The sequence below is a fragment of the Arthrobacter pascens genome, assembly GCF_030815585.1.
Taxonomy (GTDB): Bacteria; Actinomycetota; Actinomycetes; order Actinomycetales; family Micrococcaceae; genus Arthrobacter; species Arthrobacter pascens_A.
The window spans coordinates 2989839-3001918 of sequence record NZ_JAUSWY010000001.1; the positions used below are offsets into that span (position 1 = coordinate 2989839).

10 protein-coding genes are annotated in these 12080 nt (G+C 66.0%); 8 read left to right on the forward strand and 2 right to left on the reverse strand.

Annotated elements, in window-relative coordinates:
- The first annotated feature begins 13 nt into the window (after nucleotides 1–13).
- The 5 genes from QFZ30_RS13830 to QFZ30_RS13850 all read left to right on the forward strand — a co-directional run bounded on the left by QFZ30_RS13830 (nucleotide 14) and on the right by QFZ30_RS13850 (nucleotide 4738).
- On the forward strand, nucleotides 14–658 hold the full coding sequence (locus QFZ30_RS13830; protein ID WP_307077108.1) for a Maf family protein: 645 nt from the start codon (nucleotides 14–16) through the stop codon (nucleotides 656–658).
- A gap of 133 nt (nucleotides 659–791) precedes the next feature.
- Nucleotides 792–2609, forward strand: a complete 1818-nt coding sequence (locus QFZ30_RS13835; RefSeq protein ID WP_307077110.1) for an acetyl/propionyl/methylcrotonyl-CoA carboxylase subunit alpha — start codon at nucleotides 792–794, stop codon at nucleotides 2607–2609.
- Nucleotides 2610–2628: 19 nt separating this feature from the next.
- Nucleotides 2629–3069, forward strand: a complete 441-nt coding sequence (locus QFZ30_RS13840) for a YybH family protein (RefSeq protein ID WP_307077112.1) — start codon at nucleotides 2629–2631, stop codon at nucleotides 3067–3069.
- A 50-nt stretch (nucleotides 3070–3119) separates the two neighbouring features.
- A complete protein-coding gene (locus tag QFZ30_RS13845; protein ID WP_307077114.1) occupies nucleotides 3120–3851 on the forward strand; it encodes a glutamine amidotransferase in 732 nt (243 codons plus the stop codon).
- A 98-nt stretch (nucleotides 3852–3949) separates the two neighbouring features.
- Nucleotides 3950–4738 (forward strand): class I SAM-dependent methyltransferase, encoded by a 789-nt coding sequence (locus tag QFZ30_RS13850; RefSeq protein WP_307077116.1) that lies wholly within the window; start codon nucleotides 3950–3952, stop codon nucleotides 4736–4738.
- A gap of 142 nt (nucleotides 4739–4880) precedes the next feature.
- Here QFZ30_RS13850 and QFZ30_RS13855 read toward each other — a convergent pair whose 3' ends face one another.
- A complete protein-coding gene (locus tag QFZ30_RS13855; protein WP_307077117.1) occupies nucleotides 4881–6293 on the reverse strand; it encodes an MFS transporter in 1413 nt (470 codons plus the stop codon).
- A 263-nt stretch (nucleotides 6294–6556) separates the two neighbouring features.
- Here QFZ30_RS13855 and QFZ30_RS13860 point away from each other — a divergent pair, with 263 nt between their 5' ends.
- The 3 genes from QFZ30_RS13860 to QFZ30_RS13870 are packed head-to-tail and all read left to right on the forward strand — an operon-like array spanning nucleotide 6557 to nucleotide 11803.
- Nucleotides 6557–8032, forward strand: coding sequence for an MFS transporter (locus QFZ30_RS13860; protein ID WP_307077119.1), 1476 nt, complete (start codon nucleotides 6557–6559; stop codon nucleotides 8030–8032).
- 1 nt (nucleotide 8033) lies between these two features.
- A complete protein-coding gene (locus QFZ30_RS13865) occupies nucleotides 8034–10244 on the forward strand; it encodes a molybdopterin oxidoreductase family protein (protein ID WP_307077121.1) in 2211 nt (736 codons plus the stop codon).
- Nucleotides 10241–11803, forward strand: a complete 1563-nt coding sequence (locus tag QFZ30_RS13870) for an FAD-dependent oxidoreductase (protein ID WP_307077123.1) — start codon at nucleotides 10241–10243, stop codon at nucleotides 11801–11803. The genes QFZ30_RS13865 and QFZ30_RS13870 overlap by 4 nt, the downstream gene beginning before the upstream one ends.
- A gap of 26 nt (nucleotides 11804–11829) precedes the next feature.
- On the opposite strand, the gene QFZ30_RS13875 is transcribed toward QFZ30_RS13870, so the two are convergent.
- A complete protein-coding gene (locus QFZ30_RS13875; RefSeq protein WP_252566255.1) occupies nucleotides 11830–12015 on the reverse strand; it encodes a PspC domain-containing protein in 186 nt (61 codons plus the stop codon).
- Between the last annotated feature and the right edge of the window lie 65 nt (nucleotides 12016–12080).

A 12080-nucleotide genomic window follows, 5' to 3' on the forward strand; every position in this document is an offset into this window, starting at 1 on the left:
TAGGCTGGAGCCCGTGACCCGCTTGATTCTTGCCTCCCAATCCCCAGCCCGCACCAAGCTCCTGGCCGAGGCCGGCATCAGCCACTCGGTTCTGGTGTCCGATGTGGACGAGGACGCCGTACAGGCCCGGTATGGCATTACGGACCCCCACGACACTGCCCTGCTGCTGGCACGGGCCAAGGCCGAGGCCGTGGCGGCACTGCCGGAAGCGGAGGGCGCGCTGGTGGTCGGCTGCGACTCCGTCTTTGAGTTCAGTGGCGAGGCGCACGGGAAGCCATACACAGCCGCCGTCGCTCGCGAACGGATGCTCAGGATGAGCGGCAACAGCGGGGTGCTGCACACCGGGCACTGGCTGGTGGACTGCCGGGACACCACCCCCGACGACGCCACCACAGCACCTGGGTCAGGCGCCACCATCGGTGCAGTCGCCTCCGCCGAAGTCCACTTCATGGCTATGGATCCTGAGGAAATCGACGCGTACATCGCCACGGGTGAGCCGCTGCACTGCGCCGGGTCCTTCACCATCGACGGCCTGGGCGGCGCGTTCATCCGGAAGGTGGACGGCGACCCGCATGCCGTCGTCGGGCTCTCCATTTCGACGCTGCGCAGCCTCCTGGCCCAGGCGAATGTGCGCATCACGGAGCTGTGGCCGGCGTAGTAAACAGACCCGATTTCGGTGGAACTTGTAGCTTCCCTACAAAGCTTCGGCCGTTTACACGCGGAATCCGCAAGTAATATCGGGGGAACCCTCAAAATCGCGCTAGGCTCCCTGAAGGAAAGAAGGAGACGCCTTGTCAGCAAATTTGGAGCAGTCCGCAAGTCCCGTGCAGTCGAACCTCACAAAGGTGCTGATCGCCAACCGAGGCGAAATCGCAGTCCGGATCATCCGCGCTGCACGTGATGAAGGCATCGCCTCCGTGGCTGTCTACGCCGAGCCGGACCGCGACGCACTGCACGTCCGGCTTGCGGACGAGGCCTACTCCCTTGGCGGAAACACTGCTGCCGAGTCCTACCTGGTCATGGACAAGATCATCGATGCCGCCCGCCAGTCCGGCGCTGACGCCATCCACCCCGGTTACGGCTTCCTCGCAGAAAACGCCCAGTTCGCTGCGAAGGTCATCGAGGCCGGCATCACGTGGATCGGCCCCTCCCCCGAGGCGATTTCCGCTTTGGGCGACAAGGTCCAGGCCCGCCACATCGCCGAGAAAGTGGGCGCACCGCAGGTTCCCGGCACCGCCGACCCGGTGCAGTCCGCCGAGGAAATCCTCGACTTCGTGGACAAGTTCGGTCTGCCCGTGGCCATCAAGGCTGCGTTCGGCGGCGGTGGCCGGGGAATCAAGGTTGCCCGCACCCGCGACGAAATCCCCGAACTGTTCGACTCTGCTGTCCGTGAGGCCGTCGCCGCCTTCGGCCGGGGCGAATGCTTCATCGAACGCTTCCTTGACGCGCCCCGGCACGTCGAAACCCAGTGCCTCGCAGATGCGCACGGCAATGTGGTGGTGGTATCCACCCGTGACTGCTCGCTGCAGCGGCGCAACCAGAAACTCGTCGAGGAAGCCCCCGCACCGTTCCTCACCGAGGACCAGAACCGCCGCCTCTATGAATCGTCGAAAGCCATCCTGAAGGAAGCCGGTTACCTCGGCGCAGGTACGTGCGAATTCCTGGTGGGCCAGGACGGCACCATCTCCTTCCTGGAGGTCAACACCCGGCTCCAGGTGGAGCACTGCGTTTCCGAAGAGGTCACGGGAATCGACCTGGTCCGCGAGCAGTTCAGGCTGGCCCGCGGCGAGGAGCTCGGCTATGACGACCCCGAGGTCCGCGGCCACTCCTTCGAATTCCGCATCACCGGTGAGGATCCGGGCCGCAACTTCATGCCGGCACCTGGCACCGTGCGTGTCCTGAAGAACCCCACCGGCCCGGGAATCCGCATCGATTCCGGGATCGAGCAGGGCGATGTCATCAGCGGCAACTTCGACTCCATGCTTTCCAAGCTCATCGTGACCGGCGCCAGCCGCCCGCAGGCGCTGCAGCGCGCCCGCCGTGCGCTGGAGGAAATGGTGGTGGAAGGGATTCCCACGGTCATCCCCTTCGATCTCGCCGTTGTTTCGGACCCGGCCTTCGCACCTGCCAGTGGACCGTTCAGCGTCCACACCCGGTGGATCGAAACAGAATTTGTCAACAACCTTCCCGCCTGGACCCCGGATGGAGCCGGGATCGATGATGACGACGCCGGCGCCCGCCAGCGCGTGGTGGTTGAAGTAGGTGGCAAACGCCTCGAAGTGGTACTGCCGGCATCGCTCGGGACGCTGGGATCCGGTTCCGCGGGTACCGGAGCGAAGTCCGCCAAGTCCAAGAAGCGCACCCGCGCGGGGGGGTCGGCGGCGGCCGCTACCGGCGACGCGCTGACTTCACCCATGCAGGGCACCATCGTCAAGGTGGCAGTGGCCGACGGCGATGTTGTGGCCGAAGGCGACCTGGTGGTGGTACTCGAGGCGATGAAGATGGAGCAGCCCCTCACCGCGCACCGCTCCGGGACCATCACTGGACTCAGCGCACAGGCCGGTGAGACGGTTTCGGCCGGCGCCGTCATCGCCACGATCGAAGACTAATTTACTGCCGGAGGCACCCATGATCGCACCAAGTTTTGAAGAAGAAGTGGACCGTTACCACCTGGCCGTTCCAGAAATCACCCGGGGGAATCCCGGACCAATCAAGGAGCTATATTCCCGGCTGGATGACGTCACCCTGGCCAACCCCTTTGGCGGCATCGCCCGCGGCTGGGCGCAGGTGGAGGCCCGGCTTGACCAGGCCTCGAGGCATTACCACGAAGGAGAAATGCTCGGCTTCGACACCGTCACGTCCTACACGGCCCGCGACACTGCCTACCTCGTGGAGACTGAACACTTCCGGGCACGCGTGGCAGAGGCCGCCGTCGTGGAGGAATTCGCGCTCCGCGTGACCAGTATCTTCCGCCGTGAAGAAGGCTACTGGAAGCTGGTACACCGGCATGCGGACCCCGCCGCCCAGCCGCAGTCCCGGCGGTCCCTGGCGGAGGCCACGGCCCTCTGAGCGCACGCAACCCTCTGGCATGCGCCGTAGCGGCGGGGCACACTTAGCCTGTGAAGCCTTTCCTGCTCCTGGCCTCCCGGGCCGAAGACACCGCTGCCGAGGACGAGTACGCCGCCTACCTCAGATATGGCGGGCTGGCATCGTCGGAGCTGCGGCGTATCAGGCTTGAGGCCGGTCCCCTGCCGGACCTTGACCTGTCCGGCTACTCGGGCGTGATTGTGGGCGGCAGTCCCTTCACCTCCAGCGACCCGAGCGACCATAAAAGCCCCACACAGCACCTGGTCGAGCGTGAGCTGTCCGGGCTGCTGGACAGGATCGTGGCAGAGGACTTCCCGTTTCTTGGTGCCTGCTACGGGGTTGGGACCCTGGGCACCCATCAGGGCGCCGTCATCGACAGGACCTTCGGCGAGCCACTGGGCGGGGTGGAGATTGAACTCACGGATGCTGGTCTCGCCGATCCGGTGCTGCGCGGGATGCCGCGCCGCTTCATCGCCTTCACGGGCCACAAGGAGGCAGTCAGCTCGCTGCCGTCCCACGCAGTGCTGCTGGCATCGTCAGAGGCCTGCCCGGTGCAGATGTTCAGGATCAAAGAGAACCTTTACGCAACGCAGTTCCACCCCGAACTGGATGTGGAAGGCCTGGTGACCCGGATCGACATTTACCGCCATGCCGGGTATTTTCCGCCCGAGTCCGCCGAGGAGCTGATGGCGGGCGCCCGGCGCTTCACCGTCACGGAACCCACTAACATCCTGAAGAATTTTGTGGCCCGCTACGCTGGCTGACAAGCCAGGCCAGAGCCGTTCCTGCTACGGCCTCCGGGGTAGGGTCCCGCCACGCCTGGACCCCTCCCCACCCCGGTGATTTCGGGTACGTTAAACGGATGCGAGCGTGGAAGAACCTGGCCGAAGCCTATGAAGCATCGTTCGGCCGGCTGTGCGCGGGGACGATCGATTCGATGCTCCAGGTACTCGAGGACCCCGCGACGCCGTCGACGTTTCCTCGGCGACTCCTCGACGTCGGCAGCGGGACTGGCGCGCTGGCCAGGGCAGCGGCGGCTTGCGGATTCAATGTCGAAGGCGTCGACCGGGAGCTCTCCATGGTCGACCTTTCCACCCGCCGAATTCCTGGCGTCCGGTTCGGGGTCGGAGCCCTTCCGGCATTGCCTTACCTCGACGGGATCTTTGACGCCGTCACGGCGAATTTCGTTATCAACCACGTTGCCCGGCCAGCAGCCAGCGTTGCAGAGCTGGCCCGGGTCTGCGCGCCGGGCGGAACTGTTGCCATCACTATCTGGCCAGCCGGGCCGAGCCCGCTGTATGACCTCTGGAGTGACGTGACCGCCTGTGCCGGACCACCACGGGGCACACGGATCCATCCGGATCAGGACTTCGAACGATCTGAGGCCGGGCTGGCCCGTCTGCTCGAAACTGCGGGGTTGGAGGGCGAAAAGGCATTCACGGTCAGCTGGACGTTCAGCATCAGACCCGAGGACCTATGGCTCGGCGTAGTAGCTGGGATCGCCTCCATCGGGGAGACGTACCGGAGCCAGCCTCCCGATGCCCGGGCCAGCATGCAGAAGGTCTTTGCCCGCCGCACTGCCCAGCTGAGCCGGGACGGTCTGTTACACCTGAGGTCCACGGCGGTCCTGGCGAGCGGCCGGGCCACCTGAAGGTACCGTTCTGCCGCGGCCCCGCCGTGCCTCCTGTCGTTTGCACGGTTGAGTTTGCACGGTTGAGCCTCCCCTGACGCAGCAATGCCCGGCGAATCCAAGGGACGCGCCGGGCATTGCCGTCAGTAAACGGGCTGGGACGTCAGGCCACGTTGTTTTCGTAGTCCAGGTCCCGGGTCTCCTTGCTCACAAACAGTGCAATGAGGGTCAGCACCGCCATGGCAGTGAGGTAGACACCCACCAGTACCGGGCTGCCATCAGCCTGTTCCCAGAGAGCGACGGCGATGAACGGCGCCACCGCTGCGCCCAGGATGCTGGAGACGTTGTAGCTCACGGCGGATCCGGTATACCGCACGTTGGTGGGGAACAGCTCAGGCAGCAGCGCGCCCATGGGACCGAACGTCAGCCCCATCAGTGAGAAGCCGATGACCAGGAGCGCCATGGTGCCTACGAAGCCGCCGCTGAACAGGGGGACGAACAGCAGGCCGAAGACGAAGATGCCTCCGGTCACGGCCAGCAACATCTTGCGGCGGCCGTACTTCTCGGCCAGCGGGCCGGACACCAGGGTGAAGATGCCAAAGAACACGACGCCGGCGATCAGCATCCAGAGGAAGTCGTTGCGGGTGAAGCCCAGCCCGGGAACGAACGCCGCGGCCGCAGCCTCGGTCATGGGCTTGCCGGCCTTCTCCGCTGCTGCCTTGGCGGCGTCCAGCGAGGCGGGCCGGGTGCCGTAGGTCAGGGTGAACGTGGTCATCAGGTAGAAAAGCACGTAGGTGGCGAGCATGATGAACGTGCCCAGGATGAGCGGACGCCAGCTCGTCTTGAAGACCCGGGCAAGCGGCAGCTTGGCCACCTCGTTGGATTCGAGCACCTTGGTGAAGGCCGGCGTTTCGATCAGCTTGAGGCGGACGTAGAGGCCGATGATGACCATGACGGCGCTCAGCAGGAACGGCACCCGCCATCCCCAGGCCTGGAAATCGGCCGGGGACAGGGCGTAGCTGGCCACCAGGAAGATCACGTTGGCGATGATGAAGCCGATCGGTGCGCCCAACTGCGGGAACGTGCCGTAGATCGCGCGCTTGTTGGCCGGCGCGTTCTCCGTAGCCAACAGTGCCGCGCCGCTCCATTCTCCGCCGAGTGCCAGGCCCTGGGCGAAACGCATCACCACGAGGAGGGCGGGCGCCCAGAATTCCCATCCGGGAACCAGCGCTGTGGGCAGGCAACCAATCAGGAAGGTGGCAATACCCATGGTCAGCAGCGATGCCACCAGGGTTCCCTTGCGGCCGAATTTGTCGCCGAAGTGCCCGAAGACGATTGAACCGAGGGGACGGGCGACAAAGGCCACACCGAACACGGCGAAGGAGCTCAGCAGCTGGGTGGTCTCGTTCTGGCCGGGGAAGAACAGCTGGGGAAAGACGAGGACCGCGGCTGTGGCGTAGACGTAGAAGTCGTAGAACTCAACGGTGGTGCCGATGAGGCTGGCAACGATGACACGTCCGCGCGTGTTCACCGCCTTGGCAGATCCTGGCTCCATTGAGGTTTCAGTTGAAGACATGTATGAACACTTTCGTGAGAACCGGCCGGACGTGGGTAAGGCCCGGCGTGCAGTAGTTAGAGTCCAATATTAGTTCCCCTCGTCCAGTCAATGGACGAATAGTCCACGATACGGACCCTTGGGATTTGTCTCACATCCCGTTCCTCACGCCCCTCCAAAGCGGCCGATAGGCAAATGTCACAGCGCGTTAACAAACCGCGACCGTCCACGAAACGCGCCTTCTCTACCGTGGAAGTACAACATCCCCCAGAGGAGGTAACACCGTGACTGTTGACCGCAGCGCAGATGCCGGCACCGGCAATTCCGTAGATGTAGACACCGACCCGTTGCCTAAAGGCGTGTCCACATCCGCCAGCGCGCAGCCCGGCTCCACCAGTACAACCGACGCGCCCGCCCTTGAATTCCGCCCCGGCCGCTGGATCGCGAACTGGAATGCCGAGAACAAGGAGCAGTGGGAATCCGGCGGCCGCACCATCGCCCGCCGCAACCTGAACTGGTCCATCTTCGCCGAATTCCTCGGATTTGTCGTCTGGCAACTCTGGTCCATCGTGGTGGTCCAGCTCCCCGCTGCCGGCTTCACGTTCACCACGTCGGAAATCTTCTGGCTGATCTCGATGCCCAGCCTGGTAGGTGCCACGCTCCGCATTCCCTACACCTTTATGGTTCCCCGCTTCGGCGGCCGGAACTGGACCATCGTGTCGGCACTTCTCCTCCTGATCCCCTCCATCGGGCTGGGGCTCTGCGTCTCCAACCCGGAAACCCCGTTCGGGGTCATGCTGCTGGTGGCAGCCTTGGCCGGCTTCGGCGGCGGCAACTTCGCCAGCTCCATGGCCAACATCACCTTCTTCTACCCGGCACGTGAAAAGGGCTGGGCCCTGGGCCTGAACGCCGCCGGCGGCAACATGGGCGCGGCCGTCGCCCAGCTGGCCGTCCCCATCGCGATCACCCTCTTGGCAATGGGCAGCGTCAACCTGCCGATGGCCGGCTGGATGTGGGTTCCGTTCATCCTGATCGCTGCCTTCGGCGCCTACAAGTACATGGATAACCTCACCAGTGCCAAGGGAGACGTGGCCGGCTCGGTTGCCGCCCTCAAGGAACCGCACCTGTGGATCATGGCGCTGCTGTACATCGGCACCTTCGGCTCCTTCATCGGCTTCGCCGGCGTGTTCCCCAAGCTCATCAAGGACTACTTCCCCGCCTTCTCCTCCATCGGAGTCGGAACCGTGGCACTCTCGCTGGCCTTCCTCGGCCCGCTGGTCGGCTCGCTCGCCCGTCCCTACGGCGGACGCATGGCTGACCGCATGGGCGGCGCCCGGATGACCGTGGCGGCATTCGCATCCATGGCCGTCATCACGCTCACCATGATCTGGACCCTTCCGCTGAAGAACTTCTGGCTCTTCCTGGTCCTCTTCCTGATGCTCTTCACGGCCAGTGGCTTCGGAAACGGTGCAACGTACCGGATGATCCCCATCATCTTCGCCACCTCCAGCCGGGCCGCGAAGGCAGGCGCCAGCACGGTGGAGACCCAGCGCCTGGCATCCTCCGCCCTCGGCCTGATCTCCGCCATCGGCGCCTACGGCGGGTTTGTTATCCCGCAGGTGCTGAACGCCTCCAACACCGCCAGCGGTTCCTACACACCGGCCTTCTACGGCTTCGTCGCGGCCTACGCGGTGATGCTGGTTGTCTGCTGGGCCTTCTACATCCGCAACGCCAACCGAAATGCGATGGGACACGTCTAACATGACCAAAAGCGCCGACACGCACTGCCCTTACTGCGCCCTGCAGTGCGCCATGACGCTCAAGTCTCCAGCGGAACTGACCCCGGCTACCGAGCCGGGGTCAGTTCCCGTGCCCGCTGCACCTGCCCCTGACCTGCCTCTCCTGGAGGTCAGCGGAAGGGATTTCCCCACCAATCGTGGCGGCCTCTGCCGGAAGGGCTGGACCTCAGCCACCCTGCTGAACCACCCCGGCCGTGTGACCGAACCGCTCCTTAAGGGGGCCGACGGCATCCACCGCCCCATCGGCTGGGACCAGGCCCTGGCCTTGGTCACCACAGCCGTCAAGGACACCCGCGCGAAGTACGGGGCCGATGCCGTCGGCGTTTTCGGCGGCGGCGGCCTCACCAATGAAAAGGCCTACCAGCTGGGCAAGTTTGCCCGCCTGGCCCTGGGCACCTCACGCATCGACTACAACGGCCGGTTCTGCATGTCCTCCGCAGCGGCCGCCGGAATGCGCGCTTTCGGCGTGGACCGCGGGCTCCCCTTCCCGCTTGAGGACCTGGACAGCGCCAGCACCATTCTGATGCTGGGTTCCAACGTCGCCGAAACCATGCCTCCGTTTGTGCAGCACCTCAAGGGCGCCCGTGACGCCGGCGGGTTGATCATCGTTGATCCCCGCCGTTCCGCGACGGCAGCCTTCACGTCCGACGGCGGCGGCCTCCACCTCCAGCCCCTGCCGGGCACGGACCTCACCCTCCTGCTGGGCCTCTCCCACGTGGTGATCCACGAAGGCCTGGCGGACCAGGACTTCATCGACCAGCGGACCTCCGGCTACCAGGCCGTGGTCCGGAGCGTGAACTCTTTCTGGCCCGAACGCGTCCAGTCACTCACCGGTGTTCCGGCGGAGCTCATCCGCGAAACCGCCCGCAGGCTTGCAGACGGGGCGCGCAAGGGCGGCAGCTACATCCTTACCGGCCGCGGAGTGGAACAGCATGTGGACGGCACGGACACCGCCACCGCCGCGATCAACCTCAGCCTCCTGCTCGGCCTCCCCGGCTCCCGCCGCAGCGGCTACGGCACCCTCACCGGCCAGGGCAACGGCCAGGGCGGCCGCGAACACGGCCAGAAGGCCGACCAGCTTCCCGGCTACCGCAAGATCACCGACCCCGCCGCCCGCGCCCACGTAGCCGGCGTCTGGGGCGTTCCGGAGGAACTGATCCCCGGGCCGGGCCTGCCCGCCGTGCAGCTCCTGAAATCGCTCGGAAAGCCCGACGGCGTCCGGTGCCTTTTTGTCCACGCCTCCAACATCGCGGTGGCCTCTCCGGACGCCAACTCCGTCATCGCAGGGCTCCGCAGCCTGGACTTCCTGGTGGTCTGCGACTTCTTTATGTCAGAGACCGCAGCCGAAGCCGACCTCATCCTGCCGGTGCTCCAGTGGGCGGAAGAGGAAGGTACGCTGACCAACCTCGAGGGCCGCGTCCTGCGCCGCCGCCGTGCCCTGCAGCCGCCGGCCGGGGCCCGGAGCGAGCTCTGGATCATGGCACGGCTGGCAGAAGCCCTGGAAGCCCCGTCCACCTACAGCGAGGACCCGGAAACGGTCTTTGAGGAACTGCGCCTGGCCTCCGCCGGCGGGCTGGCCGACTACTCCGGCATCGACTACGCCATGCTGGACCGCGGAGAAGCCGCGTACTGGCCGTACCCGGCCGGCAGCACCGGCACCCCGCGTCTCTTCCTGGACGCCTTTGCCCACAGCGACGGCAAAGCGGTCATGACCGCGGTGACGCCCCGCCGTCGTCGTACGCCGGCCGCCAATCCGGACGCCGCTGCCAAAACCATGACCCTCATCACCGGGCGTCTCCTGGAGCACTACCAGTCCGGCGCACAGACGCGCCGGGTGTCGGAGCTGCTTGCCAGCCAGCCGGAGGCCAAGATGCAGATCCACCCGGCCGCAGCGGCGGATATGGGTATCACCGCTGGATCCCTGGTTTCTGTGGCCAACGAACGCGGCGAGGTGGTGTGCCGGGCCGAGCTCAGCACGGCCATCCGCCCGGAAACAGTCTTCCTGCCGTTCCACTTCCCTGAACTCGAGAGCGCCAACCGCCTGACGGAAGCCGCCACCGATCCCATCTCCGGGATGCCCGAATTTAAGTTCAACAAGGTGTGGGTCCGGCTGGCCGCGAACCAGCTGGACCAGCCCCAAAACAGTGTTCTTCAGACGACGGAGGCCTCATGAGTGAGCAGATTGTCATTGTGGGTTTTGGCCCGGTTGCAGCCCGCCTGATCGATGAGCTGATGCCTGCCGTCCGCAGCGGGCAGGTCCAGCTGACAGTGGTGGGCGAAGAATCAGAGGCAGCCTACAACCGCGTCCTGGTCGCCGACCTGGGCGTCGGGCGGACAAGCGCTGACGCCCTGGCCCTCTCGGATGCCGCGGCATTGGTGGCCGAAGGTGTGGACGTCCGGCTCGGCGTGCGGGTCCGCCGCGTTGACCGTGCGCGGCAGCAGGTGGTCCTCACGGACGGCTCCTCCGCCCACTATGAGCGCCTGGTGTTCGCGACAGGTTCGCGCCCGGTGATCCCCAACCTCACGGGCATCAACCCCGATCCCACATCGCCCGTGCTTCCCGCCGGCGTGACCGCGCTCCGGGACCTCAGGGACGCTGAAGTGCTCCGGCAAGCCGTCAAAGGCGGCAAACGCGTAGTGGTGCTGGGCGGTGGCGTCCTGGGCCTGGAGACGGCGCTGGCCGCGGAAGAAGAAGGAGCCACCGTCACCGTGGTCCACAATGGCCCGCATCCCCTGGGCCGCAACATCGACCGCGGCGGCGGCGCGGTGCTCGCCGCAAGCCTGCGCCAGTGCGGCGTGAAGATGGCGGCCAATGCCCGGTCCACCGGTGTGGAACACAACGCTCCCGACGGCGGTTTCTCGGCCCTGCTGCTCGCTGACGGTTCCGCGATCGACGGCGACCTCCTGGTCATCTCCTGCGGCGTCCGGCCCCGGACCGAACTCGCTGAAGGCTGCGGCCTCTCCACCGCCGCCGGCATCCTGGTGGACCACCGCCTCCGCGCCCACCACGAACCGCACATCTTCGCCATCGGCGACTGCGCAGAGGTCCGCTGCCCGGATCACGCGTGCTCCGAGTGCCGCAGCGCCACGGGCCCGTCCGGCCTGGTAGGCCCAGGCTGGCGGCAGGCAGAGTGGCTGGCCGAGTACCTGACGCTGCTGGCCACTGGAACGCAGGAGGACGCCGACGCGCTGCCGGCACTCCCCCAGGAAATGCCGGGAGTGGTTGTGCTCAAGGCGCGCGGCCTGAACATGGCCGTGGCCGGGGACAACGCCGCCGAGCCATGGGACGAGGAAGCCCTGTCAGCGGGAGCGGTGAATGGAAGGCCGCGCCTGCAGATCGCCCAGTGGTCGGACCCCGAACATGGCCGCTACGTGAAAATGACCACCCGTGGAGGGGTGCTGGAAGGCATCGTGGCGGTAGGCATGCCGCGTACTGCCGCGGAGCTCGTGGGGCTTTTCGAACGCAGCGCGGAACTGCCGGCGGACCGCTCGCTGCTGCTCCGCCTGGACGGACCGGACCAGCTGGCATCCTCCGGACCCGCCGATCCGCAGGGCACAGTGTGCCGCTGCGCGGGGGTCAGCGGGGCCAAGATCCAGGGCGCCGTGGAGGAAGGCTGCTCCACTGTGGGTGAAGTTTCCAAGGCAACCCGCGCCGGAACCGGCTGCGGCGGCTGCCACGAGGACATCAAGGGCCTCATCGAAAAACACTTCCAGGCGGCTCCAGCCGCCTGAGTGAGGCGTGTGCGGGGCCGCAGGAATCAGGCGGGGGCCTTGGGGATCATGATCCACAGCGCGATGTAGACCAGTTCGCCGATTCCCACCAGGCCGAAGATAACAAATCCCAGCCTGACCAGGAACTTCGGGATCCCGAAACGGGCTGACAGCGCTGCACACACGCCACCGATGATTTTTCCGCTGCGCGGCCGTTCAAGAGCTGTAGTCATGCCCGCCACGCTACCGCGATCCGCGGTGGGCCACCAGCTTTCCGGCCACTGGCTCCAAGCCGTTC

What these genes read in the sequence shown, in the direction of transcription:
- QFZ30_RS13870 (WP_307077123.1), top strand. Translation starts at nt 10,241, where the DNA reads ATGAGTGAGCAGATTGTCATTGTGGGTTTTGGCCCGGTTGCAGCCCGC.
- QFZ30_RS13850 (WP_307077116.1), top strand. Translation starts at nt 3,950, where the DNA reads ATGCGAGCGTGGAAGAACCTGGCCGAAGCCTATGAAGCATCGTTCGGC.
- QFZ30_RS13855 (WP_307077117.1), bottom strand. Translation starts at nt 6,293, where the DNA reads ATGTCTTCAACTGAAACCTCAATGGAGCCAGGATCTGCCAAGGCGGTG.
- QFZ30_RS13865 (WP_307077121.1), top strand. Translation starts at nt 8,034, where the DNA reads ATGACCAAAAGCGCCGACACGCACTGCCCTTACTGCGCCCTGCAGTGC.
- QFZ30_RS13875 (WP_252566255.1), bottom strand. Translation starts at nt 12,015, where the DNA reads ATGACTACAGCTCTTGAACGGCCGCGCAGCGGAAAAATCATCGGTGGC.
- QFZ30_RS13840 (WP_307077112.1), top strand. Translation starts at nt 2,629, where the DNA reads ATGATCGCACCAAGTTTTGAAGAAGAAGTGGACCGTTACCACCTGGCC.